20 protein-coding genes are annotated in these 24,511 nt (G+C 59.8%); 7 read left to right on the forward strand and 13 right to left on the reverse strand.

Features of this window, described 5'->3' with window-relative positions; all coding sequences use genetic code 11:
* Positions 1-3 precede the first annotated feature (3 nt).
* The 11 genes from msrA to WCA10_RS17970 all read right to left on the reverse strand — a co-directional run bounded on the left by msrA (position 4) and on the right by WCA10_RS17970 (position 11,310).
* A complete protein-coding gene (gene msrA, locus WCA10_RS17920; RefSeq protein WP_472823882.1) occupies positions 4-483 on the reverse strand; it encodes a peptide-methionine (S)-S-oxide reductase MsrA in 480 nt (159 codons plus the stop codon).
* 94 nt (positions 484-577) lie between these two features.
* Entirely contained in the window at positions 578-925 is a 348-nt protein-coding gene (locus WCA10_RS17925) for an ArsR/SmtB family transcription factor (protein WP_472823883.1), read from the reverse strand.
* A gap of 142 nt (positions 926-1,067) precedes the next feature.
* Complete coding sequence (locus WCA10_RS17930; RefSeq protein ID WP_472823884.1) at positions 1,068-3,329, reverse strand: pseudouridine synthase; 2,262 nt, start codon at positions 3,327-3,329, stop codon at positions 1,068-1,070.
* Positions 3,330-3,404: 75 nt separating this feature from the next.
* Positions 3,405-4,532: an SMC-Scp complex subunit ScpB gene (scpB, locus tag WCA10_RS17935; RefSeq protein WP_472823885.1), complete on the reverse strand. Its 1,128-nt coding sequence runs from the start codon at positions 4,530-4,532 to the stop codon at positions 3,405-3,407.
* Between the two features lie 154 nt (positions 4,533-4,686).
* On the reverse strand, positions 4,687-6,297 hold the full coding sequence (locus WCA10_RS17940; RefSeq protein ID WP_472823886.1) for an inorganic phosphate transporter: 1,611 nt from the start codon (positions 6,295-6,297) through the stop codon (positions 4,687-4,689).
* A gap of 582 nt (positions 6,298-6,879) precedes the next feature.
* Positions 6,880-7,269 carry a type II toxin-antitoxin system death-on-curing family toxin gene (locus tag WCA10_RS17945; RefSeq protein ID WP_472823887.1) on the reverse strand — a complete coding sequence of 130 codons (390 nt, stop codon included), beginning with the start codon at positions 7,267-7,269 and terminating at the stop codon, positions 6,880-6,882.
* Positions 7,270-7,497: an AbrB/MazE/SpoVT family DNA-binding domain-containing protein gene (locus WCA10_RS17950; RefSeq protein ID WP_472823888.1), complete on the reverse strand. Its 228-nt coding sequence runs from the start codon at positions 7,495-7,497 to the stop codon at positions 7,270-7,272.
* Positions 7,498-7,548: 51 nt separating this feature from the next.
* Entirely contained in the window at positions 7,549-8,604 is a 1,056-nt protein-coding gene (locus WCA10_RS17955) for a segregation and condensation protein A (RefSeq protein ID WP_472823889.1), read from the reverse strand.
* 36 nt (positions 8,605-8,640) lie between these two features.
* Positions 8,641-9,672, reverse strand: a complete 1,032-nt coding sequence (gene trpS / locus WCA10_RS17960; protein ID WP_472823890.1) for a tryptophan--tRNA ligase — start codon at positions 9,670-9,672, stop codon at positions 8,641-8,643.
* Positions 9,673-9,784: 112 nt separating this feature from the next.
* Positions 9,785-10,498, reverse strand: a complete 714-nt coding sequence (locus tag WCA10_RS17965; protein ID WP_472823891.1) for a site-2 protease family protein — start codon at positions 10,496-10,498, stop codon at positions 9,785-9,787.
* Positions 10,499-10,563: 65 nt separating this feature from the next.
* The gene (locus WCA10_RS17970; RefSeq protein WP_472823892.1) at positions 10,564-11,310 is read right to left on the reverse strand and encodes an acyltransferase; all 747 of its coding nucleotides are present in this window, start codon (positions 11,308-11,310) and stop codon (positions 10,564-10,566) included.
* Between the two features lie 142 nt (positions 11,311-11,452).
* Here WCA10_RS17970 and asnS point away from each other — a divergent pair, with 142 nt between their 5' ends.
* Together asnS and WCA10_RS17980 are read left to right on the forward strand one after the other, a co-directional pair.
* The gene (gene asnS / locus WCA10_RS17975; protein ID WP_472823893.1) at positions 11,453-12,823 is read left to right on the forward strand and encodes an asparagine--tRNA ligase; all 1,371 of its coding nucleotides are present in this window, start codon (positions 11,453-11,455) and stop codon (positions 12,821-12,823) included.
* A gap of 81 nt (positions 12,824-12,904) precedes the next feature.
* On the forward strand, positions 12,905-13,288 hold the full coding sequence (locus WCA10_RS17980; protein ID WP_472823894.1) for a hypothetical protein: 384 nt from the start codon (positions 12,905-12,907) through the stop codon (positions 13,286-13,288).
* 80 nt (positions 13,289-13,368) lie between these two features.
* Here the strand turns inward: WCA10_RS17980 and WCA10_RS17985 are convergent, their stop codons facing one another.
* The gene (locus tag WCA10_RS17985) at positions 13,369-16,650 is read right to left on the reverse strand and encodes a TonB-dependent receptor (RefSeq protein WP_472823895.1); all 3,282 of its coding nucleotides are present in this window, start codon (positions 16,648-16,650) and stop codon (positions 13,369-13,371) included.
* Between the two features lie 364 nt (positions 16,651-17,014).
* Between WCA10_RS17985 and WCA10_RS17990 the strand changes: the two genes are divergently transcribed.
* From WCA10_RS17990 to glgC, 4 genes are all read left to right on the forward strand, one after another.
* Positions 17,015-17,638, forward strand: coding sequence for a nitroreductase family protein (locus WCA10_RS17990; RefSeq protein WP_472823896.1), 624 nt, complete (start codon positions 17,015-17,017; stop codon positions 17,636-17,638).
* A gap of 83 nt (positions 17,639-17,721) precedes the next feature.
* Positions 17,722-18,417 (forward strand): YdcF family protein, encoded by a 696-nt coding sequence (locus WCA10_RS17995; RefSeq protein WP_472823897.1) that lies wholly within the window; start codon positions 17,722-17,724, stop codon positions 18,415-18,417.
* Positions 18,418-18,544: 127 nt separating this feature from the next.
* Positions 18,545-19,252 carry a hypothetical protein gene (locus tag WCA10_RS18000; protein ID WP_472823898.1) on the forward strand — a complete coding sequence of 236 codons (708 nt, stop codon included), beginning with the start codon at positions 18,545-18,547 and terminating at the stop codon, positions 19,250-19,252.
* 216 nt (positions 19,253-19,468) lie between these two features.
* Entirely contained in the window at positions 19,469-20,770 is a 1,302-nt protein-coding gene (gene glgC / locus WCA10_RS18005) for a glucose-1-phosphate adenylyltransferase (protein ID WP_472823934.1), read from the forward strand.
* A 27-nt stretch (positions 20,771-20,797) separates the two neighbouring features.
* On the opposite strand, the gene WCA10_RS18010 is transcribed toward glgC, so the two are convergent.
* Positions 20,798-21,901, reverse strand: a complete 1,104-nt coding sequence (locus WCA10_RS18010) for a glycosyltransferase family 2 protein (protein ID WP_472823899.1) — start codon at positions 21,899-21,901, stop codon at positions 20,798-20,800.
* Positions 21,902-22,128: 227 nt separating this feature from the next.
* Here WCA10_RS18010 and WCA10_RS18015 point away from each other — a divergent pair, with 227 nt between their 5' ends.
* The gene (locus tag WCA10_RS18015; RefSeq protein WP_472823900.1) at positions 22,129-24,183 is read left to right on the forward strand and encodes a caspase family protein; all 2,055 of its coding nucleotides are present in this window, start codon (positions 22,129-22,131) and stop codon (positions 24,181-24,183) included.
* Positions 24,184-24,511 lie beyond the last annotated feature (328 nt).

The following is a 24,511-nucleotide window of genomic DNA, read 5'->3' on the forward strand; positions in this document are numbered from 1 at the left end:
CTTTTAGATGTGGCAGCTGGCCTGGCCGCGCTTTTCCAGATATTTCTGGTGGTATTCTTCGGCGCGCCAGAAGGTTTGGGCGGGCTCGACCTTGGTGACGGTGCGCTTGGGCGCGAAGTGGCCGGAGGCTGTAAGCTGTTCGATCTTCGCTTTCGCCTGCGCTTCCTGTTCCGGCGAATGGAAGAAGATGGCGGAGCGATACTGCGTACCCCAGTCCGGCCCCTGGCGGTTCAGCGTGGTGGGGTCATGGAGTTCGAAGAAGGCGTCGAGCAACTTTTCGAAGCTGACCTTTTCGGGATCGAAGTCAAGCTCTACGACTTCGGCGTGGCCGGTCTGGTCGGTGCAGACGTCGCGGTAGGTAGGCTTGTCGAGCTGGCCTCCCTCATAACCGACGGCGGTCGCCGTGACGCCGGGGATTGCGGCGAAGGCAGCTTCGACGCCCCAGAAACAACCCGCTCCAAATGTTGCTTTTTCGATGGCCATACCTCTTAGATGCGCGAGCAATTCATTTGGTGACAGAAGCGGTTATGGTTCGGCGACGAGACCTCGCGGGAACGCGGTTTCTTACCTAGGTCGTTTACTTATCCACGTGCGCTTTGAGGCGCGCCAGCGTTTGGTCCCATTGCTTGGAGACGGAGGCCAGGTAGGCCTGGAGGCCTTCGAGCGGCTCGGGATCAAAGTGGAAGAGACGCTCGCGGCCGGCACGAGAGCTGCGGACGATTCCGGCGCGCTCGAGGACGCCGAGGTGCTTGGTGATGGCCTGGCGGGTAAGCTTCGAATCATCAGCAAGCTGCGAGATGGAGCTGGGTTCGCCGGAGCAGAGGCGAGCGACGAGCGCCAGGCGGGTTTTGTCGCCGAGCGCGGCAAAGACGCGTGCCCGGGCCTTGGGTTTGGCGGTAATGCGCTTACGGATTTTGTGTGACATGGCTGTCGATGCTTCCTGGTCTGCCCGGTCGAGAACCGGTTGATTGCGGATTGGGCCGGGTGCGTGCTTTCGTAAGCAACTTCAGGGCCGCATCATAAACCGATTTGCGGAGATACGCAACCTGATGGTTGCGTATCTTTGATTAACCGCGCGTTTTGCCGCCGGGGCGTTTGCCGCTCGTCCGTTTTCCGCCGGGGCGAGGACCGGCCCCGGGCTTTCTTCCGCCGGGCTTGGCTCTGTATCCAGAGGAGGATTTTGAAAACCCTCCAGGCCTTGCGCCGGCGCCGAAGGCGGGTTTCGAGCGACCGGTAGAAGATGGCCGGCCAGCGCCGCCAGGCCGGGGCTTCCAGGCCGGTTTTCCTGCCGCTGGTGGGCCAGAGCGTTTGTTGGAGGGCCTGGCTCCGCCGGCGCGGGGTTTGCCGGTGCTGGTAGTAAAGGGGCGCGAGCGATCACCTTCGGCGCGAAGAGGCCGGCCAGCGCCGAACTCCCGAGCGCCGGTGCGGCCGGGGCCACCGGTTGGGCGTGCACCGCTGGGGCGGTCGAAGGAAGGGCGATCAAAACGTGGGCTGTCTGACCTCGGTCGGTCCAGCCTTGGCCGGTCCGGTCCCGCTCTATCAGGTCGTGGACGATCTGAACCTGGCCTGTCCATCCGCGGCCGGAACTGGCCGGGACGGCTTTGGCCGGTGCGACCTCCAGTTGAGCGGTCAGAACCAGCGCCACGAAACGGTGGACGGCCTGTTGTGGGGCGGCCGGTCGGAGGGCGGCTAGCGCTGGGGCGAATTGGAGATTCGCGTTCGGGCTCTACCGCTTCAATCTGCAACCTGGAGGGTTTGGGAGCCTTGACTTCTTCACGAGCAGGGGCAGCATCGCGACGCGGGCCGGCGTGGGGTTTGAATGCTGGACGGTCTGGACGATTTGAACGAGCGGAATCGGGCTTCTTCCACGGCTTCTTCTCGAACGGGCGAGCGCCATCAGGACGGCGACGCTGGGCAAATCCACCAGTTGGCCGACCTTGACGCGTAGGTGCCGATCCAAACTGTGCCGGACGCTGTTCGGAGCGCGGCGGGCGCTCCCCAAACCGAGCCGGCGGACGGGCGGTACGATCGTCCTTCTTCCAGGCCGGGCGGCCCGTGCCAAATTGTAACGGCCGAGAACTTGGCGGGCCGGATCGCTGTGGACCAGGTCTCGGTGACCCGAAGCGGACCGGACGGGTCTCGGCGCGTTCGGGCCTGGGACGGAAATCTTCGCCAGCGGAACGCTCGGGGCGCGGCGGACGGCCAATTCCAAATTGCTTTTTCGGAGAGGACTCGGGGCGTGGGGGGAATGCGGGGCGCTCGGCTGCCGGCGGAGCAGAGGGCGGGAGACCCTGGCGCGGTTTCAGGGTGGGCAACTGGGCCTGTGAAGCATGGCGGCGCTTTTCTTTGGATTTCGGTTTGCGGAGCTTACCGTCAGCTGCTTTGCGCAGGTCTTCGAGTTCTTCGGGCTCCAGTTCGCGGATCTTGCCGGGTTCGAGGTCGAGCACCAACGGACCGTAGCCCACGCGGCGAATCTTCTCGACGTGATGGCCGATTTCCTCAAACATCTTACGCAGTTCACGATTACGGCCTTCGATGATGACGACTTCGTACCAGGGATTGTCGCCCTGGCGGACCTTGCGAATCTGTGCCGGCGCAGTTTGTACCTTGCCGGAGCCCGGCTTGCCTCGTTCAATTCCTACGCCCGAACGCAGGCGATCCAATGCTTCTTCCGTGGGCTCGCCGCTCACCTTAACCAGGTAAGTCTTCTCCACTCCTGCCGCTGCGCGCGTTAGCTTGTTGGCAAGGTCTCCGTCGTTGGTCACCAGCAGCAGGCCTTCGCTCAGGTAGTCCAGTCGCCCGACGGGGTAGAGGCGCTCGCGCAACTTCGCGAAGAACTGCATCACGGTCGGCCGCTTCTCGGGATCGCTGACCGTGGTGACAAAGCCTTTCGGCTTGTTGAGCATGTAGTAGCGAAGGCGCTCGGAGCCCTGCAGCAGTTTGCCGTCGACGCGAATGTGGTCGCGGGCGGCGTCGGCCTTGGTGCCGAGCTCGGTGACGACTTTGCCATTGACCTGCACGCGGCCTTCGGTGATCAGGTTTTCGGCGTGGCGGCGGCTGGCGACTCCGGCCTGGGCAAGGATCTTCTGCAGGCGTTCGAGCTTGCCTGGCAGTTCCGGCTCGGCGATGAAGTCGATTTTTCTATCATTTCCCGGATCGTTCACTCCGCTCGCGTCGGCATCTTCGGCGATCGACTCCGGCTCTGCGTCACTCGCTTGCTCAAATGTGTCGCTGGCCGCAGCGGCTGTTGCTTCATCGGCCGCAGCCGCCTCATTTTCGGGGCCTTCGAGTTCGGGCCGGTTGGCATCGGGGCGCACATCGTCGCTCATGGGGAAATCTCGGTTCTGCCTGCTGCGTTTGGGGTCACGGCTCGGCAGGCGCGGGCTTGTGCGGAGAAGGGCCGGCTATCCCGCCGATTCCGTTTTCTTGTTGGTTTCGTTCGCCTGAGTCTCGCTGGAGCTCTCGGCGGTCACGGGCGAATCGCTGTCCGGTTCATCACCCCACGGACCAAGACCTGTCCGCGGGGACCCCGGCTCTTCCGGTGCATTCTCGTCCAGTGCTGGGCCGGCATTGCCTTCGGCTTCGTACTCCGCGGTTGCAGCGTCACCCTCGTCGACCGCAGCCGGCTCGACTTCCTCGAGTTCGCTCGCCATCTTTTCGAATTCATCCATTGATGGCAATTCGGCGACGTCTTTGAGGCCAAAGCGCATGAGGAATTCTTTGGTGGTCTTGTAGAGGATAGGACGCCCGATGACCTGCTTGCGGCCCGAGGTGGTGATGAGTTTACGGGCCAGCAGCGAACCGAATACACCCGAGGAGTCGACGCCACGAATCTCGTTGACCTCGGGTGCGGTGACAGGCTGCTTGTAGGCGATGACGGCGAGGGTTTCGAGGGCGGGCAGGGAGAGTTTGAGGGCGGGCTTGAGGCTCTTGATGAACATGCGAACCGCGTCGTGGCACTCGGGCTTGGTGGCCATGCGATAGCCGCCGGCGATTTCGCGAATTTCCACGCCACGGTCATCTGACGCATAGAAAGCGATGAGTTCGTCGATGAGCTGGCGAAGGATGCCCTTGACTTCGCGGTCGCGCTGACGGGCTGCGCGTTTGGCTTCGGCTTCAGGGTCGGGCGTGGACTCTTCGGCGGCTGCGGGCTCGGCGGTCTCCGGCTGTTCTGCGGGGGACGGAGTCGATTCGCTGGATTCTGATGCGATCTCGACCGGACTCACGGCCTCAGAAGGGCTCGCGGACTCGGCCCTGGACAGGTCGGCGAATCCGGCATCGGTGGATTCCGGCTCTCCCAGAAGGCGGCCGTCTTCGGTGCGGAGATCGAGGTATTCCAATCCTTCGTCGATTGCTGATTGCGAAGGGTCGGCTGCGTAGGCAGCGGACTCGGCGACAGCTTTCTGGGCGGCGGCTTCCTGTGCTGCTTTCCACTCAAGGGCTTCAGCGCCAAAGAGAGTTGCGAGCTGGGTCAGGGTGACCGGCTCTTCCGAGGCGTAAATAACGGCTTCCAGCTTGGATTTCAGGCTCATGCGGCAATCAGTACCTTATGTATGGTACTGGACGGGAGGGGCGGTTGCGTACCCAGACGCCAGCTTCTGTGCATTGCGGAAAAAGAGAGGGCATCCGGTGATCTGGAAGCTCCTTGTTCAGGAGGGAGATGAAGACCGCACGCAGAAGTGGGTTCTATGCGATATGCCGGAAAAGCCAGTAGAGCGAACCGGAGAGAAGAGCCGCGACGGGGAGGGTGAACAACCAACCTGCCGCAATGTTACGGACGGTGCTGAAGCGCACGCCGTTTCCGTTCGCCGCCATGGTGCCGGCTACGCCCGAACTGAGAATGTGCGTTGTGCTCACAGGCAGGCCGAATCGATCAGCCACGAAGATTGTCGCCACGGCAACTAGTTCAGCGCTTGCACCTTGCGCGTAACTCAGGTGCTGCTTGCCGATCCGTTCGCCCACCGTGATTACGATGCGCTTCCAGCCAACCATGGTGCCTAGGCCAAGCGCGAGCGCTACGGCCACCTTGACCCAGGAAGGAATGAACTTGGTGGCGTGATCCACCTTTTGTTTATAGCTGGTGAGAGCGGCCTTTTCATTGGCGTCGAAAGCAGGATTTCCGGCCTTGATCATCAGCCTAAGGGCTTCACTGGCCACATACATGTCGTTGCGGACGTTGGCCTGCTCACGCGGAGGCACCGCCTTGAATTCCTTGTAGAGTGCGACTTCGTGGTCAGTATCCTCAACCAATTCGCGCAATGCGAGGATGGTGTCGGGCTGCAACTGCTTCGTACGGATGTAGTCGGTGACGGTGGAGCGGGCATCGGCGCCGAGAATGCCGCTTGGATCGACGTGGCGATCAAAGATTCGACCAGCCTGCTCGGAGGCAACGATAAAGTCCTGCACCTGCGCGGGGCTTACGGCGTGGTTCAGCGCATAGGCCGTAGGCACGGTGCCGATGAGGATAAGCATGATGAGACCCATGCCCTTTTGCCCGTCGTTGGATCCGTGGAAGAAGCTGACGCCGGTGCAGGTGAGCACCATAAGTGCGCGAATGGGCAACGGCGGCGGCGTGCTGTCTTTGGGAGCTTCGTAAAGTTCCGGGAACTTTGCGACCTGCTTCGCGAGCAGGATCAGCATGCCGGCAAAAACAAATCCGATGACGGGCGAGATCAGAAGCGCTTTCAGCACCTTCATGGCTTGTTCCCAGTCAACGCCGGACGTACCGCTGTGCAGGTGCATTAACTGGTTGGCGATGCCGACGCCGATGATGGAGCCGACCATGGTGTGCGAACTTGAAGCGGGAAGGCCAAGCCACCAGGTGCCGAGGTTCCAGAGGATAGCGGCGATGAGCAGCGCGAAGACCATGGCGAAACCGGCGCCGGAACTGACTTGCAGGATCAGTTCGACGGGCAGAAGAGTGATAACGGCGAATGCGACAGTGCCCGAAGAAAAGAGTACGCCGGCGAGGTTGCAGATGCCCGACCACACTACCGCGATGTTGGGTTCGAGCGAGTGGGTATAGATGACGGTAGCGACGGCATTGGCGGTGTCGTGAAATCCATTGACGAATTCGAAGCCCAGCGCGATCAGCAACGCCAGGGCGAGCATGCCGTATGGAGCATAGCTGGTGATGGAGGCGGCATCGAGGTCGTGGGCTACATGGAAGACGATGTAGACCACTCCGGCGGCAAGTGCGGCAAGGAAGGCAAGTATACCGGCTGTGCTCGGCGAGCTCTTCAGCTTGCGGTCGAGCAGCGATGTGTTGGATAGAGCAGTTGCCGTGGTTGCCGCCATCAGATCGCTCCGGCTGCGACAAGCGATTTCCGGACGAGCACGGGGAGAGCAGATGCGGAATCGGCTGGGAATCCTGGATTGGAATGGGGATGGAAGGATCTGAGATCGCTGCAGAAGGGACAATCAAAGCAGGATTGCATAAAACCCCAACAACTGAATACTTGCCACAGTTGTTTGTCGCGGCGCCTCGATGAGGTACCGCACTATTGATTTTACACGGGATAGCAGGGAGGGGTGTGCGAAACAGGTCTGGAGGTGGCGCGGGATCCGAATTCTAAATCTTTTGTCATCATTGGTTTAGACGGCTTACTAGATTTCAGGATTAGGAGGCGAAATTTCGGCCATTTGCACCGTTTTGTCGCCATTTGCGGGAGCAATGCGTGGATACATCGCGATGCGTGAATGCGTGGGAGGTCGGCCCGAAAACATACGCAACCAAAGGGTTGCGCATAAACAGGGAGCCTGGTAATGCAACCGATCAGCTGCGTTTGGTTGAGAGCAGGTTTTTTCTACCGGCGGCCAGCAATGACGGGGCGAATTTCAAGAAGCCACGGAGAGATCGGGTTGCATTTTCATGTGTCGTTATGAGGCAGTATTGCGCGCAAACCAGTCGGCAAGCTTATCTTCGGAAATTTCGCCGGCGGCCAGCGCCAGAAACGTCAGGTAAGCATCTTCCTGTCCCGCTGTCATTTCCAGACCGTTCACTTCGCAGAACGCAAATGAGACAACGAGCGCAGTTCGTTTGTTTCCATCCACGAAAGGATGATTTGCGGAGATTCCAAAGGCGTACGCAGCCGCCAAGCGGTTCAGGGGCGGAGGCGAATCTGCGTAGTTCCAGATGTTTTTCGGGCGCGCAAGTGCGGACTCCAGGAGTCCCGGGTCGCGAACGCCTTCGGAGCCTCCGTGGGCCGTGAGTTCGGCATCGTGCGCCATCACCGCATCCGCAACTTCCATCCAGATGCGCTCTTCCATTTATTTGGCGAGTTTCCGAAGTGCATCGCGATACTTCTTCATGACTTTTTCGGTTGCTTCGACTTTGCGATTGAACTGCTCGTCGTAAGGCGTCAGATGAGCGCCGTAGGGGGTCTCGGAAAGACACACGATATCGCCCTTCTCAAGCTTTAAGCGGGCAAGCGTCTCCTTCGGCAAAACGATTCCGACAGAATTTCCAATCGCGATGATTTTGGCCGTCGTCGGCATGACATCTACCTCAACTTAAGTTATAACAAATGTTATAATGGCCGTCGAGAGTTATCTCCATTCATCGGTGGCGTTGGTGAGGCCTTCATTCACCACCGCGTCGAAGCCGGTGCTCTTCTTGATGAAAATCTCAGAGAAGGCCTTGTCTTGCCGCAGCAGAATCGCCTGGAGACGAACCAACTCCAGCAGCGCGAGGAACATGGCTACGAGCGCGCGCTGGGATTTGCTGTGGCTGAGCAGTTTGCGGAGGGCGAGCGGGCGGTCTTCCATCGAGAGGCGGCGGGTGAGGAACTGGATCATCTGGCCGACGGTGATGGAGTCGTCCTGCACGTCGAAAGTGGGGCGCTTGCGGGCGCGCTCGAGGATGTCGCGGAAGATGCGCACCAGGTCGACGGTGTCGGCGGCGATTTCAGGCTCAGCCGCGGCGTCCTCCTTGAATTCGCGGACGCCTGGGTTGCTCCAGGTGGCGGCTTCGAGCATCTGCTTCTGCTGCAGCATCTGGGCAGCGTTTTTGAAGCGCTCGTGTTCGAGGAGGCGCTCGACCAGTTCGCGGCGCGGATCGTCGGCGTCGTCGTTGGGGCCAGCGGGTGAGCGAGGCAGCAGCATCTTGCTCTTGATATGGATGAGCAGCGAAGCGGTGTAGATGAAGTCGCCGGCCACGTCCATATCGGTCGCCTTTAACTTGTCGACGTAGGCAAGGAACTGTGCGGTGATCTTCGCAATCGGAATGTCGTAGATGTCGATGTCCTGCTTGCGAATGAGTTCGAGCAGTAGGTCGAGCGGGCCGTCGTAAACCTGGCCCACGGTGACGGAGAAGGGAGACTGGTCCTGCTCTTGTTCCGGCTTCTTTGGTTTCGCGGGAGCGGCTTTTGCCGGCATGTCTTCGGGAATCGGTTTGGCGGTGAGCACCAACGGAGGAGCGGTGTGGATGCCGGGCTCTTTTGTGGGCGGATCGCCGTGCGGAGCCTCGGGCCCGGGTCCCGGTGAGCCGGGCTCCGGTTCGGGGCCCGGTTCAGGATCGCTGATGGGGCCGCGATGGCCGGGTTCGGGATCCTCGACGGGAGGTAGGGGCTGATCGGTATCCGGGTTTTTGGGAGCTTCGCTCAAGGAGAATCTCGAATTCGGGGGATTTGCCTGGTTCGCTTACTTCAGAGCCGGCGTCAGTTTCATCGCCGCTCGCACCTCGACCATGGTTTGCTCGGCGCGGGTGCGTGCGCGATCGGAGCCATCTTCGAGAATATCCTCAACTTCGCCGGGGGTGAAGCGGGCACGCCGCTCTTGGATGGGATTGAGGATCTGGACGAGGGCGTCGGCGGCCCAGCCTTTGCACTCGATGCAGCCGATACCGGCGGACCGGCAACCTTCGTAGACCTTGGCCAGCGTATCCGGCGTGGAGAAGACCTTGTGCAGATCGCCGACGGGGCACTTGTCGGGATCGCCGGGATCTTTGCGGCGGATGCGGGCGGGGTCGGTGACCATGGTCTTCAATTTCTGACGAACGACCGGTTCCGGATCGCTGATGAGGATGGTGTTGCCGTAGCTCTTGGACATTTTGCGGCCGTCGGTGCCCGGGAGCCTGGGTGACGGGGTAAGCAGGACGTCGGGCTCTGGCAGGACTTCGCGATCATTCAGTTTGTAGAAGTTGTTAAAGCGGCGAGCCACTTCGCGGGTAAGTTCGACGTGGGCCTGCTGGTCCTGGCCCACGGGGACATATTTGGGTTGATAGAGCAGGATGTCGGATGCCATGAGGACGGGGTAGCCGAGGAACCCGTAAGTCGTCAGGTCCTTGCTTGTCAGGTTTTCCTGCATCTCCTTGTAGCTGGGGACACGCTCGAGCCAGCCGAGAGGCGTGATCATGCCGAGCAGCAGCGGCAACTCGGCGTGCTGAGAGATACGGCTCTGCTGGAAGAGGACGGTCTTCGCCGGATCGAGGCCGGCCGCGAGGTAATCGAGGATCACTTCACGCGAGTTTGGCTCGATGCTTGACGGGTCGGCGTAGTCGGTGGTGAGCGCGTGCCAGTCGGCGATGAAGAAGTAGCACTCGTACTGGCCGCTGTCCTGCAGCTTGACCCAGTTGGCGAGGGCGCCCATGTAGTTGCCCAGATGGAGCTTGCCCGTGGGGCGCATGCCGCTGAGGACGCGGGGGCGGGAGGATGGAGTTGCAGTGTCAGACATTCTTTTTTCGATTCCGGAATCAGGCCGGGATAAGCCGCCCAAGTTCGATCTAAAAGGCCAAAGTGAGGCTGGGTTTATTGTAGCGGCTGAAGGCATGCAGCATGCGCCGCACTTATCCGCGGCTCAGGACGAACAGCACAACTGTGAACGCCGGGGCCAGCAGCAAGCGCATGATGTAGCCGCCGACGAAGATCATCAGCATCCAGCTTATCCATAGAGGAATGCGGTCGTAGGTCTGAACGGCGTTGTAGGGGAGGATGTTGCGGAGCAACTGGCTGCCGTCGAGCGGCGGTATCGGGAGCAGGTTGAAGAACAGAAGCGCCAGATTGATCTCGACAGCAGCGATTCCCAACAGCACGACGGCTTGCACTGCGGACGACGTGTTGGGGAGAAGGATGCCGTGAAGTGCGAAGTTGACGATCTGGCGTCCGCCTGGCGCGGCGTGGATGACGACCAGGAGAATCGCGGTGGCGACGACGGCCAGCAGCAGATTCGACGCGGGGCCGGCGAGGGTGACGAGGTTTTCGTCGCGGCGGATTTTGGCGAAGTTGCGGCTGATGACCGGGGTTGGTTTGGCCCATCCGATCAGAACTCCGCTGAAGAGGGAGAAGCCGATAAACGGGCCGAAGATGATGATGGCGGGCATGATGAGGGTGCCGACGGGATCGATGTGGTAGATGGGGTTGAGGGTGACGCGGCCCTGCATGCGAGCCGTCTGATCGCCGAGACGCGAGGCTACCCAGGCATGGGAGCACTCGTGGACGCTCAGCGAGAAGATGAGCAGAACAAACTCGAAGACTGCGATCGTAAATTGGGCAGACTGCACCAGACACTCCCCGGATGCGGAAAGGTCAGGTTAGCATGGTGCGCTGTGCTGCCGTTTCATCACGGCTAGACCTTGTAGGCCGGGTAATGGCCGACGACTTCGCCGGCGCCGATGTTGGTGCCGCCCATGATGATTTCGTGGCTGCCGATGCGGGCGCCATCGCCGATGGTGGTGGGCTGGAGTTTCACTTCTTCTTCCGCACCGATGTTGGAGTAGCTATGAGAGAAGACGCGGGCAAAGGAGCCGATGATGGCGTTTTTACCGATCTTGATGCCGCCGCGGTCGTGGAGCAGAACGCCCTGGTGGATGACCGCGCCGTCGCCGACGGAGAGCTTGTAGCCGTAAGTGAGATCGACGCCGTTGTGAATCTTGACGCCGGATCCCATGTGGTCAAAGATGTGGCGACCCAGCATGCAGCGGAAGCGCATGCCCAGCCAGAGGTTGAGACCGATCGGGGAGCGGTCAAACATCTTCCAGAACCAGAGAAGCGGCTTGCGAATGGCAAACTCCGCCTCATCGAGGCCGCCGAAGTATTCGGCTTCGAGCGTGACGTTCTCGGGGTCGAGCGACAGGCCCAGCACGTTGACGGGCAGCTCGCTGGAAAGGGTGACGTTGGGTTTGCCTCCGTGGGGGCGGCCCAGATAGAGCTGGTAAAGCTGGTCGCGCACGATCTCAGCGCGGCGCTCGGGGGAGCGGTGACGGTAAAACTCCTCGTCGAGGAAGCGGATCCAGCGGCGAAAGACTTCTTCGGCCTCGGGGGTAGGGTGTGGCTGGTTGGCGGCAACTGGCTGGGGCTTGGGATGGGTAGCCATACGCTTATGGAGACGATAAACCAAGCAGGCAGGATGCAGCGAGCAATGTCGTGGCGGTCAATCCCGGCGGGAATGGCGCGCGTTATCCTAGAAGGTCCGGGAAAGTCCGCCGATACCGCGCCGCATCGAGAGAGTTCAAATTATGCCTGAAGAAACCGCCCCCGTCGTAACCACTGAAACCGCCGTGCCAGCCCCGCCCGTTGCCACCATCGCTACGCTGGGCAAACACGAAGGCCAGTCTGTCCAGATCAAGGGATGGCTTTACAACTCCCGCGAATCGGGCAAGCTGCTGTTCCCGATCTTTCGCGATGGTACAGGGACGGTGCAGGGCGTGGCGCACGTGAAGAGCGTGCGGCCGGATGTATTTGAGGCTTTGAAGGGCCTCACGCAGGAGTCTTCGGTGATCGTGACCGGCAAGGTGCGGGCAGACAAGCGCGCGCCGGGCGGGTTCGAGCTGGATGTGGAAGACATTCAGGTCATTCAGCGCGTGCCGGAGTCGGATCCGTACCCAATCACGCTGAAAGAACACGGCGTCGATTTTCTGATGGAGCACCGGCACCTATGGGTGCGGTCGCCACGGCAGTCGGCCATTCTGCGGATTCGCGCAGAGATCATGCGCGCCGCGGCGGAGTATTTTGACAGCAACGATTTTATCCGCACCGATCCGCCGATTCTGACGCCGGCGGCCTGCGAAGGCACGTCAACGCTGTTTCCGGTGGACTACTTTGGCGACCCGGCATTTCTGACGCAGTCCGGGCAACTTTATATCGAGTCAACCGCATTGGCTTTGGGAAAGGTATACAGCTTCGGGCCGACGTTCCGAGCGGAGAAGTCCAAGACACGGCGGCATCTGACTGAGTTCTGGATGGTGGAACCGGAGGTTGCCTATTGCGATCTCGACGGCCTCATGGAACTGGCGGAGAATTTCCTCTCTCATATCGTGCAGAGCGTGCTGAAAAACCGTGCACCGGAATTGCAGGTGATCGGACGCGATCCTGAGAAACTCAAGAACATCCTTCCCCCGTTTCCTCGGCTGCGCTATGACGAGGCGGCGAAGATGTTGAACGAGGCGCACGCCAAGGGATTGCTGGAGCAGCCGTTTGAGTACGGCAACGACTTTGGCTCGCCGGATGAGACCTGGCTCAGCTCGCAGTTCGATCGCCCGGTGATGGTGCACCGCTATCCGGCTGCGGTGAAGGCCTTCTACATGGAACCCGACCCGAAGGATGCGAACTTTGCGTTGTGCGTGGATGTGCTGGCGCCCGAGGGGTACGGCGAGGTGATCGGTGGATCGCAGCGCGTGTCGAGCTACGAATTGCTGAAGAGCCGCATCGAGCACCACCAGCTTCCGCTCGAATCATTTCAGTGGTATCTCGATCTGCGGCGCTACGGATCGGTGCCTCATGCGGGATTCGGGATGGGCATCGAGCGCGTGGTGGCGTGGGTGTGCGCGCTGGATCACGTGCGGGAGACGATTCCCTTTGCGCGGACGCTGCACCGGATTTATCCATAAATCCAACTAACTAAGGAACCCCTGCACGATTCTCTTCGTATCGAGCCTCAGGCACTGGTGTGCCTGAAAGAAGGCAAGGCAATGAAGCGGATCACAATCGCAATTCTATTTGGACTAGTTGCAGGTTTGATTTGCGCGAGCGGAGCATTTTATGGCCACATCCTCAAATTCAGCGTGGTCGCACTGGTGTGGATTCTGCTGAATCGGGCGGTGATGGGGTTTGTCATTGGCATCTCCGGCCTCAAGGTGCATTGGGCCTGGAATGGCGCGATCATAGGGCTGGTTGTGGGAGCTGTCTCTTCTTATTCGCTCTTGATGAATGCGGGATTGATCCTGCTGCCGGTGGTGAACTTCTTCGTCAATGCACTGTTTGGATTGATGATTGAGTTCTTTACCACCAAGGTATTCAAACAGCCGGCAATGTCAGCACCACCGACAGTGGCAAATATTGCGGTTCACGTCTAACCTCCAGCTGATTTCATCCCGTTCAAGCAAAATCGCGACGCCCTTGAGCGTCGCGATTTTTGTTTGAGGCCTGCACTCAGTTAGAAAGTGAGGCGGAGGGCCATCTGCATCTGGCGCACGTTAAACGCGAAGTTGCTGTTGTCGGTGCTGGTGACGGCGCCGAAAGGTGTGGCCGTGTACTGCACCAGGTTGTTGGTGTGGGTCGCGGTGTTCTCAGAGATGGTGTATGCGGTTGCGCCCACGCCGGTGACGTTCTGGTGGTTGGTAAGGTTGAAGGCCTCGGCCAGGAACTCAAGGGCGTAGTGCTCGCGCACGACGATCTTTTTGGAGGCGCGCATATCGACTCCCCAGGTCTTCGGATACTGGTAGTCGTTGCGATTGAGTCCGGGAATGCGGTTGGCGCCGCCGGTGCCGTTGAATGAACTGGTGCTGATGATCGATTGCTGCGTTGTCGATCCGGTGGGATAGAGCTTCGCCGACGATCCGCTGATGCCGACCGAGTAGGGCAGGCCGCTCTGAGTTTGGAAGGTAGGAGCCAGCTCAAAGTCGTTGAGGACATAGCCGAGCGGTCCGTGAACATGCCACGGGGAATCCGCGACGGTGTAGATCAGCAAGCGATAGGGCACGTTCTGGTTGGAGTTGCCGTAGTCGAGCCCGATGTTGCTGGGGTCGAGCAGCGCGGTGGCAGATGCGCCGGTGGTGTTGTTTTCCCCGAAGTCGAGCGCATGCGACCAGGTGAAGTTTGAGCCAAACGAGACGTGATACGACATCTGGTGCTTGAACTGGGCGACCAGCGCTTCGTAGCTCGAAGTGACACCGCTGAAGATATCGGTGATGGAGCTGAAGTTGGGGTTGGGGCGATGATTAGGATTCGCCGTGTAGAAATAGGCGTTGGCAGTGACGGCGCTTCCCACTGCGAGCGGTCCGGCGCCGGTAACGTTGAAGGTTACGGACGTAGGCGCGGGCAGGTTGGTGTCGACGAAGTCGGGCAGGCGGCGGCCCCACGATCCGAGCCATGAAACGCTGAATACGTCGTTCTTGGTGAGTTGCTGCTCGAGCGTCAGATCTCCCTGATGAATCTCAGGGACCTTGAAGTTCGGATCGATGTAAAAAGATGTCGCGTTGCCGCTGGAACCCTGGAGGCAGCTTGCGTACGAACCGGACGGAATGATCTGCGGGAACTGCGGAGCGCAGGGGGTGCCCGGGTTGAGAGAGGGGTTGACCTGGCCGGCGGAAACACCGGTGCCGATCAGAGCCTGGTAGAGCGTGGAGTTGATAGCGCGGGCGAAGAACATGCCGTAACCGCCACGGAGGATGGTCTTGCCGCCGCCGTAAACGTCATAGGCAAACCCGACGCGGGGTCCGATGTTGTTCGTGTTGTCATGCAGGTAAGAAGTTTGCGGTAACAGAGAGTTGGGCAGCTGCTGGTGCGGGTATTTCTCAAAGTCCCAGCGAAGGCCCATGGTCAGGCTGAGGCGTGGGCTCACCTTCCACTCGTCCTGCGCAAAGAGCGCGTAGTCGCCAGTGGTGAAGTCGAGACCGGCCGCGCCGACGCCCTGGTTGAAGTAGGTGTAGTTTTCGGCAGTCTTGCCGGCAATGGGATTCTGCGACAGGTAAAGGTCAGAGATGTAATTGCCCAGCGGGGTGCTGCCGCTGTAAGTGAATCCGCCGTACTGGTTGTAAAGGTTGGAGATCAAGTCGTCGGTATGGATATAGTCCTCTCCCAACTTGATGGTGTGGTTGCCACGGACCCAGACCACGGTGTCGGACAACTGCCAGCGGCGCTCGTCGGGCAGTGCGGCGCGATTGAGGAATTGCGGAGTGCCGAACTGGAAGAAGCCGCTGAGATAAACATTGGGCGGCAGACCCTGGGGGTTAAGGTAGCCAGTCGGCGTGTTCACGAGGTTGGACTGCTCGTAGGATGTCGGCGTCTGGTTGAATTCGAACTCGAAGTCGCGTCCGTACATGAAACGCGCTTCGTTGCTCCATTTGTTGGTGATGAAGCTGTCGAGCTTGCCGACGATCCAATTGTCGCGCACATAGTCGTTGCCGAAGCTGGCCATGCCGTAGGCAACGGCGGGGCTGGTCTGGATGCCCGCCGGAGAGGACCAGCGCATCTGATTGGCTTCGATGGAGGCGTGGTTGCGCTGGTTGATCTGCCAATCAATCTTGGGAAAATAGATGACCTGTTTGCCGATGCGAGGAACGGTACCTAGCATCGAGGTGAGGCCGGTGATGCCGTTGTCATACACGGTTGTGGCGTCGGAGGAGGAGAGCCCGGTGTTCTTGGCGATCTGCGCGATCTGCGACTGGGCGTAGCTGCCGGTGAGGTTGTAGAAGTTTGCATTGGCACTGGTGCCCGTGATGGTTGCAGCCCCGGGGAAGTCGTGATAGAAGCGGTCAGCCGCGAGGAAGAAGAAGAGCTTGTCGCGGAGGATCGGGCCGCCTACGCCGAATCCGTATTGACGCCGGAGATCGGTGGGTTTGAATGATTGAACTGCATACGTAACCGGGTTGCTCGAAACCTGCACAGGATGGGTGACGTAGCTATTCTGTGCGGCCCACGCACTGTCGCGATCGTAGTAATAACCTTCGCCGTGGAGCGCGTTCGATCCGCTCTTGGTAATCGAGTTGACGATGCCGCCGGCAGAGCGGCCGTATTCCACCGAATAGTTCGAGGTGTTTACCTGGAACTCCTGCACAGCAGCTTTGATCGTCGAGTAACCGGCGCGGGTCCTGCCACGCTCTTCAGAGAAGTACGCCTGGTTGTCGTCGGTGCCGTCAATGGTGACGTTGTTAAGCAATGTGCTCTGGCCGCGGAAGCTCAGCAGGCCATAGCCGTTGCTGTCGTTCACGACGCCGGGGGTGAGCAGCGCAAAGGCCGACCAGCGGTAGTTGTTTTCGGGCAGATCGTGGAGCGAGACCTGGTCTACCACGCCGGCAAAGTCAGGAGTGGTGGTATTCACAAGCGGCGCTTCGCCGGTTACTTCAACGGTCTGGGATGAACTGCCTACCTTGAGGCGTGCCTGGACGTCGGTCAGAGATCCGATCTGGACTGTAAGGCTCGTCGCGTCGTAGGTGTCGAATCCAGAAGCTGCGATTTTGACTTCGTAGACGCCTGGCTGCAGGTGGATGACACGAAAATAGCCGGATGAATCTGTGACAGCCTGCTGTTGGGCGTTGGTGCCGAGGTTGCGCACCGTAACCGAAGCGTTCGGAATAACTGCTCCGGTGCTGTCGAGAACGTTACCGCCCACAGCACCATCGACGGCCGACTGGGCACGGGCTATTGATACAAATGTAAGCAGAATGAAAAGGGCCGCAAAACAAGCCAAGCCCCTACGCAGATTGAAACCGGTCATACTTCCTCCATCAAGTTGTGAAACCGCGATCAAGACCCGCCTGAGGTGCGTCGACTTGTAATCCAGGCCTGACCACATTCCTTCCCTATCCGCAAAAGATTTGCGGCGTTCGTACAGGAGAGCTGCGAGCTTTCCTGGAAATCTGGGAAATTAGAGCTAGGCCATAGTATTCCAGAAAACTGTGAATGCAATGTGACGGCGACCGCGCTTCGTCTCGCAGTCTGGTGTCCGTGGTAGATGCGCGTGGCAAGGCAGGGAAAGCTCGAATTGTGTGCGAATCGCTCCGGATCGGAGTCCGCATCCGCACCCTTCCTTGCACTTGCGCATCCCATTAAGTGCAGAGCTTTTGGCGGAGCGGAGATCGATGCCCCTTACTCTAAATGAAATCAATAAGATGAAGTACGCGCAGCCCTCGACGGAGGGAGTATTGCCTGTCATTCTGGAGCGCTGGAGCCCCCGCGCCTTTGCTGACCAGGATGTGAGTCCCGCCGATCTGAAGACGATCTTCGAAGCCGCACGCTGGGCGCCGTCCTCCTTTAATGAGCAGCCATGGCGGTATTTTGTCGGCCACCGTAATTCCGAGACCTACAAGAAGATATTCAACACACTCGTGCCGTTTAACCAGGCCTGGGTGCGGAGTGCCCCGGTGCTGATCCTGGGTGTCGCCAAAACCCGGTTCAGCCACAACGACTCCCCGAATAACTACGCGATTCACGATCTCGGCGCAGCGGATGGCTTCATCACGCTGCAAGCAGCCGCGATGGGAATCGCGACCCACCAAATGGCCGGCTTTGACCAAGCCAAAGCGCGCGAAACATTTGAAATTCCCGAGACGTACGCGATTGGCTCAGTGATGGCGATGGGCTACCATGGCGACCTGTCTTCACTGAGCGAGCACTACCAGGCGCAGGAGCAGTCGCCGCGCAGCCGTAAACCATTGAGCGAGATTGTCTTGTCGTCCTGGGATCATCCAGCAGAGCTGGCTTGAGACGGCAGAGCGCCCATTCAGTAAATACCTTCGTGCGCCTGCCGCGCGGCTTTCACTCGTAGAGTGAAGGATGGGGGCTCATTGTGGCAATTGCATCCTCATCCCGCCAATCGCGTCGGCGTGCATCGACCCGCCGCCCTCTGCACCGCTACAAGCCAATCAAGCCGGGCAAAAACCGGTGGGCTGTGCGTGCTTTGCTGACCGGGATTCTGGCAGGAATCGTCCTGGTGGGATGGGCTCTGATCGCGCGCCGGCTTGCGCCGACTGCAAATACCAGCCGCGATCGCTTCGATGCAATCATTGTTCTCGGATATCCGGCTGACCAGGACGGCAACCCAACTCCAGAGGAACTGGCGCGCGTCTCCGAAGGGGTGCGGGAGTACGAACGCGGTGTAGCTCCGCGACTTCTGTTTACGGGAGGACCGGCACACAATCAATTCGTCGAGGCAGACGTGATGGCTGGTGCTGCTGCAGCGCAGGGAATTCCCCCCTCGGCTATCTTTGTGGAGACCAGGGCCACGAACACAATCCAGAATGCGTGCTACTCGACGAGAATCATGCAGGCGCACGGCTGGCACTCGGCGGAGGTCGTCTCCAGCGCCTATCATCTGCCGCGGACTGCGATGATCTTCAGCCACATTCCACTCGATTGGCGCCTGCATGCAGCACCACCGCTGCAACCGGGTGCTTCCGGTTCGGAGACGGATTCGGCGCTCGAAATCCTGAAGACCATGCGCTACCTGGTCTATGCCAGGTGGACCGAAACCTGCGCGCCGTGAGGCAAACGCGCGATGCCCTGCTCGCCGCAGTGGGCTGGCTTGCGTCTAACCCTCAGTTCCGATCATTGTCCCTCCAAGGTATGGTCCTGTAAGCTTTGTGTTGATGCGTCTTCCAGTAAGGTTTTCATTGCTTTCGGCAGTCCTGGTTCTCGGACTGTCCGCCGCGGTTTCGTGTGCGTTCAGCCAGGTGCAGCCGTCTGTGCAGACGGGTTCGCAGCCGACCGGCAACGGCACGTATATTGCCGTCGACCCGCTGGCCAATGTGAAGTACGACAACAAGTGGGATGTATCGCTGGGCATGGCCTACGACCACATGAAGGCTGGCCCGACACTTGTGCAGGGGTCGAATCTCGGCGGACTGGACCTATCGGGTTCGTATTGGTTCAGTAAGCACTGGGCCCTCGAAGGAAGCGGCCGGGGATACGTGGGTACAAGCGGCGCGGGAACCGGCGGCAATGTATCGACGCAGCTGATTGAAGGACCCTTTGTCGCGCAGTATCTCTTTGTCGGCGGCCCGGAGCGGCTTGGGCCGCATAACAAGCACGGCGCACTGATTGCACATGCCATGGTGGGCGGTGCTTACGGTGAGTTCGAGAAGGACCTCCGCGGTCTACCTCCCTCCGCGGTTGATTTTTACCCCAACCAGGTGGCGCTGGGAGCAATTGTTGGCGGGCATATTGACCTGAACCGCTCTGCGCGGTGGGTATTCCGCATCACGCCCGACGCGGTTTTTACCCGGTATGGCATCAACTACGGCACGAAGTACACGCAAAACGACGTGAACTTTGCGATTTCTGTCGGCGTGGAGTACCGGTTCAAGGCAAAGCGCAGATAGGCGCGGCCTGACCGGGTAGGTTCAATACGGAAGTCCCCATTAAAAGCCCCTCTCGTTGCGGCCCGGTTTCTTGACAATTTGGGCCCCGTAAATGTGCCGTAACGCGGACAGGCTGCGGATGTTATCTCTGTGTGGTATTCTTCGCCGTTCAGAGGCGAACGGAGGAAGTTCTTCTCTGAAACATGCCGTACCGGATAACGGCACATTGGTCTCGCGCTGAGAACGCTCCGGACAGACAACGCGACAAGGCAGGCTCATACGGACATGAAAGACACTTTGGGTGTTTTGCTTGCAGGCGGCGCCGGGGAAAGGCTCTTTCCGCTTACCCGCGACCGCGCCAAACCGGCCGTGCCTTTCGGCGGTCACTACCGGATCATCGACATCACGCTCTCCAACTGCATAAACTCCGGTCTGCGCCGGGTCTTCATCCTCACTCAGTACAAGGCGCTGTCGCTCAATCGGCACATCCGCGAAGGCTGGACCGGTATCGTGGCGCAGGAACTTGGCGAGTTCTTTGAGCTGTTGCCACCGATGCAGCGCACCGGCACCAACTGGTACATGGGCACGGCCGACGCGGTTTACCAGAATATCTACTCCATCGGCAGCGAACAGCCGAAGCACATGATCATTCTCAGCGGCGACCACATCTACAAGATGGATTACAGCCGCATGCTGGAGTATCACAACCAGACCCAGGCGGACGTGACATTGGCCACACTGCCGGTTGCGCCCGATGAGGTGGCCCGCTTTGGAGTGGTTGACGTCGGCAAAAACGGCGAGTTGCAGGGATTCGAGGAAAAACCGGCAACGACGAAGTTCAGGTCGCCCTTCAATCCCGACAAGGTCGAGGCCTCGATGGGAATATACATCTTCAACACCGAGACCTTGCTCAAGGCGCTGATCGCCGATGCCGAGGATCCTAATTCGAAACACGACTTTGGCCACAACATTCTGCCCAACATGCTGGGTAAGAAAAAGATGATGGCCTACAGCTTCGTCGACGAGAACAAGCAAACGGCGCTCTACTGGCGCGACGTGGGCACGCTCGATTCCTATTACGAAGCCAACATGGACCTGTGCTCGGTGTCGCCGGTGTTCAACCTCTACGACAAAAGCTGGCCGATGCGCACCCGCGTGCGACAGTATCCGCCGGCGAAGTTCGTTTTTGGCGAGCCGGGACGCACGGGCATGGCGATGAACTCGATCATCACGGCGGGCGTCATCATCTCCGGCGCTTCGGTGTCGAATTCGGTGCTGTCGCAGGATGTGCGCGTCAACTCGTATTCCGAAGTCGACTCGAGCATTATCTTTTCCCACGTGCAGATCGGCCGTCACTGTCGGATCCGCCGCGCCATTATCGATCGCGACGTACACATTCCGGAGGGAACGGTCATCGGCTACGACCCGGTGGAGGATAAGCGACGCTATTTCGTTACGCCGTCGGGATTGACGATCGTGACGCGCGACGCATCGCTCTTCGAGAACCCGGTCGAGCCGGAGTTTGGCGACCGGTACTGAAGCGTCGCCGGAGGGTTGACGCGATCGTCAGGCCTCGATGGGAGCTGGTGTTTTCAGCAGCTTCTTGAGGAGATTCGATGCGGATCTAATCTCGATGAGGATGCCCTTTTTCTTGAGCAATTCGATGCGTTTCGGATCGCGGATGGCGATGTAGGTTTCGAAGAACTCCCTGATCTCTTCGAGGCTATGATCGCGTGCAACGAGTCCCAGCATGTAGCGCAGGTAGAAAATGTCGCGCGGCGCGGGGCGCTGCCTGAATTTCAATGCAAAGTAGGCTGCATCGAGCAGATCGAAATGCAGGACGTTGCCGGTCCGGAGGCTGCGGGGCCGCCGTGTAAACGGCTTCCAGCCGTGCGTGGCGAACTGGAAGTCCGCCACGCGATCTGTTCGTATGAAGGACTTATAACTGCTGTATCCCAGGAAATAGGTGCCGGGAATCCTTCGCTTCGTTCCTGGTTCGCGCATCATCCGATGCAGCGCGCCGGCGAAGCGCACCTCGTAGAAGAGCCAGTCGTACCACGCGATGAGCTTGGGAAACCGCGTGACCCGCGCTTTTGAAAACGCCGTGATGCGAGCCAGCGCCGCACGCGAATAGCGCCAGACGGCCTCCGTGGCCGGGAAGCGGTTGAGAAAATAGACGCAATCCGTAAATGGATTCTCAGTTTCGGCCGCGGTGGGAACGGATTCGAGATTGGGTAGCTGCAACTGGTCGATGTCGTCGTGGATTTTTTCTAGATAGCGGGGAATGTGATTCTCGAGCACCTGCTCGCGGCGCGACATCAGGATCAACTCGTCGGGATCGATGCCGACGAGCCATTCGATACCGTCTTTTGCGGCATCCCGCGCCGAGTAGAAGGTGTTGGTGATCTTCCGCACATTGAGGTCGGCTCCCCAGGCAGGCATTATTCGGGAGAGCCAGCTTGGCGGGTTGTGAAGTTCTTCGGGCCGGAATGAATTGCGCGCAATCACCTGCGGATATTTTTGAACGAGCTCGGCTGAATTATCGGTGGTGTTGTCCCAAAAGAGGTAGATGCGGGAGCATCCCGCGGCGAGATGATACTCAATCGCCGACGGCAACAGCCTTGCCTCATTTTTGACGGTATAGGTAAGAGCGAATTTCCCTGACGGCAAGCCTGACCTCATTTTCCCCATGCCGCTTGGGCAGTTGGGGTTTGAATCAGATTACAAGAAAGCGGCCCGGAAAAGTGAGCGGGCGCGGCGGCCGAACAGTCTTGATCGCATGCCGCATTCAAACAGACCGAGTGGCCTCGAACATCAAATAAGCTCGCGCGAAGAATTGCTGGCGCGCTACACTGGCCACCTTCCTGCTTCCCCGGCAAGAGCGCGAGTTGATTTTGATGAAGACTCCGCACCATGGCATCCGTTCGTGCACCTGCGGCGGCGCGCTCTGCTTCGCGCTGCTCCTTGTCGCGCCTTTTATGGTCGCGCCTTTTATGCACGCGCAACCGCAGCGCGGTCTTGAGCCTCTACAGCCGCCGCCCGCAGCCAACGGCGGAATCGGCAACTTCTACGCGCTCGTTATCGGCATCAACGACTACCATGCGCCGCTACCCCGGTTGAAGACGCCGGTGAACGATGCGCAGGCCGTCGGCAAGGTGCTGGAACAGAGCTACGGGTTCAAGGTGCAGTATTTGCTGAACGCGGACGCCACTCGCTTCAATATCCTGGACGCATTGGCAAAACTCGAGGGCACACTGCAACCGGCGGATAATCTGGTGATCTACTTCGCCGGGCACGGCTATCTGGACCCAAAGACGAAGCGCGCTTACTGGATGCCGTACGATACCAACTCCATACTTAGCCCAAACCGCATCATTTCCGACGAACTGATGAACGATGTGAGCGATGCGCCGGCCCGTCACGTGCTGGTGATCTCGGATAGTTGCTACTCGGGAGACCTGGCGAACACGCGCAGCGCGGGCTCGGGAATCGAGGGAGGAACCCCGGCGATGATTGCCCGGATGCTCGGACGCAAGTCGCGCAACCTGATGGCCAGCGGCGGGGAAGAGACGGTGTCCGACGCTGGGGTCGACGGGCACTCGGTGTTTGCAGGCGTGCTGCTGCGCGCGCTGGCCGAGAATGGGAACTCGATGTTCACGGCGAGCAGCCTGTTCTACGGGACCATCAAGGACTCCGTGGTGGGCAATTCGACGCAGACACCGGAATATGCGGTGATTCCCAACTCCACCCACAGTGGCGGCGATTTTGTGTTTGTTCGCAACGGCAAGGCGCCCTTGCCGGTTGCGGGCGGGGCGCGAGGCGCTGCGACGGTCGTTGTGCCGGAAGCTGAGCCTGAAGCGGCGGACTCTTCTCCCGCACCGGATGCGGGAGACTTCCAGCGATCGATCAACCGGCTTCGCATGACGATTCCGAACATTGCAGCGGCACTCAGTTCCGCCGACGTGCGGTTCCTGAAAGACGCCACGGCTGCCGGGGTGAGACCGGCGGAGATTGAGCAGGGGCTGCGACAGAAATCGGCGGACGGCAAATCGACGGTGGCGCAGGAATTCTTTCAAAGCGCCGCCAATGCGCCGGAAGCGCTCGGTTGGTTGGATTCGGCGTTGAAGGCGGGACTCGATCCAAACATGACGGTGCCGAACGACTACTACAAGCAGGAAGGACTGCTGATCGCGGCGATGCGGGCCGGAAATGCCAAGGCGGTTAAGCTGCTGCTGGAAAACGGAGCCAGCCCACATGCGTACCAGGATCTATTTCTCACCCGATTCGAGGACCCGCGATTTCTGTATCCACTGCAGTCGCTGGCCGCAAACGATCAATTCGATTTGAAACAGAAGCAGGATCTGGCGAAGGCTTTTATCGCGGCCGGTGTTGCGATTCCCGACCCTGCGCCGATCAAGCCGGGGGCGCGTCCCATTCCGATTCAGAGCGCGAAAGCCATTCAGGATGAGACAGCAAAGCAACTCGGGATCAGCCTGCCGGTTTCTCCACTGTGCTGCCAGCAGCCGAATCCGATATGCAAGCAGGCCTCGAAGCGCACAGGCGAGGACTGGTGCGCGATTGTTGCGGCGATGCCCAAGACCCTGGACGTCTCAGTCAATACGGGGGCGAGCAGGCCCATCTGGGATATCAGGCTCCGCTACCTGCTGGCCATCGAGAACAACAAGGCGTATTTCATGGGGCTGCGCGACCTGGGGTACTCGTTCACCTCGGTGGATTACGTCCTGGTGGAGGTGTCGAAAGACTCTTCGAGCTGGACGGTGCTGACCTTCATCAGCCCAGAGGCCGGGATGGGTTTATGCAAACGCGACGACAGCAATGACACCGCGGCCCCCGCGGAGTACTGCTGGCGTGAGGTTTCACTTCATCGGGTTCCAGGAGCGGAGGAGATGCGCTTTGATATGGACCAGCTCACCTGGAAGATCGGCAAGTGAAGATGGAAGATCGGCATGTGAAGAAGGCCATCGTCGGAACGCTGGCGGCAGCGTGTTCCGGGCGCTTTCGTCGCCCGGCGTGACGATTGGTCGGCCCCTCTCGCAGGGCAGTTGGAAGCGGCGAAGGAATAAATACAGCCGCGCAATCGGTTTACTGAATGAAAACTTAATGGGAGGCACGGAGATCCGGCGTGCCATGGCCAGATATGGGAACTGTTCAACAAAATCATGCGTATAGGCCTCCATGGCTTGTGCGGGTACATTAAGCTGGAGCGTGGCAGGACTGGTGGCGCCAAAGGTGCCCATCCGGCGCAAGTTGGAGCCCCGG

Origin of the sequence: Occallatibacter sp., assembly GCF_049582745.1 — a bacterium.
Classification (GTDB): Bacteria; Acidobacteriota; Terriglobia; order Terriglobales; family Acidobacteriaceae; genus Telmatobacter.

Coding starts and splice junctions, on each gene's coding strand:
- WCA10_RS17990 (WP_472823896.1), top strand. CDS start 17,015: ATGCCCCTTACTCTAAATGAAATCAATAAGATGAAGTACGCGCAGCCC.
- trpS (WP_472823890.1), bottom strand. CDS start 9,672: ATGTCTGACACTGCAACTCCATCCTCCCGCCCCCGCGTCCTCAGCGGC.
- WCA10_RS17970 (WP_472823892.1), bottom strand. CDS start 11,310: ATGGCTACCCATCCCAAGCCCCAGCCAGTTGCCGCCAACCAGCCACAC.
- msrA (WP_472823882.1), bottom strand. CDS start 483: ATGGCCATCGAAAAAGCAACATTTGGAGCGGGTTGTTTCTGGGGCGTC.
- WCA10_RS18015 (WP_472823900.1), top strand. CDS start 22,129: ATGAAGACTCCGCACCATGGCATCCGTTCGTGCACCTGCGGCGGCGCG.
- asnS (WP_472823893.1), top strand. CDS start 11,453: ATGCCTGAAGAAACCGCCCCCGTCGTAACCACTGAAACCGCCGTGCCA.
- WCA10_RS17930 (WP_472823884.1), bottom strand. CDS start 3,329: ATGAGCGACGATGTGCGCCCCGATGCCAACCGGCCCGAACTCGAAGGC.
- WCA10_RS17985 (WP_472823895.1), bottom strand. CDS start 16,650: ATGACCGGTTTCAATCTGCGTAGGGGCTTGGCTTGTTTTGCGGCCCTT.
- WCA10_RS17925 (WP_472823883.1), bottom strand. CDS start 925: ATGTCACACAAAATCCGTAAGCGCATTACCGCCAAACCCAAGGCCCGG.
- scpB (WP_472823885.1), bottom strand. CDS start 4,532: ATGAGCCTGAAATCCAAGCTGGAAGCCGTTATTTACGCCTCGGAAGAG.
- WCA10_RS17980 (WP_472823894.1), top strand. CDS start 12,905: ATGAAGCGGATCACAATCGCAATTCTATTTGGACTAGTTGCAGGTTTG.
- WCA10_RS17940 (WP_472823886.1), bottom strand. CDS start 6,297: ATGGCGGCAACCACGGCAACTGCTCTATCCAACACATCGCTGCTCGAC.
- WCA10_RS17950 (WP_472823888.1), bottom strand. CDS start 7,497: ATGCCGACGACGGCCAAAATCATCGCGATTGGAAATTCTGTCGGAATC.
- WCA10_RS17945 (WP_472823887.1), bottom strand. CDS start 7,269: ATGGAAGAGCGCATCTGGATGGAAGTTGCGGATGCGGTGATGGCGCAC.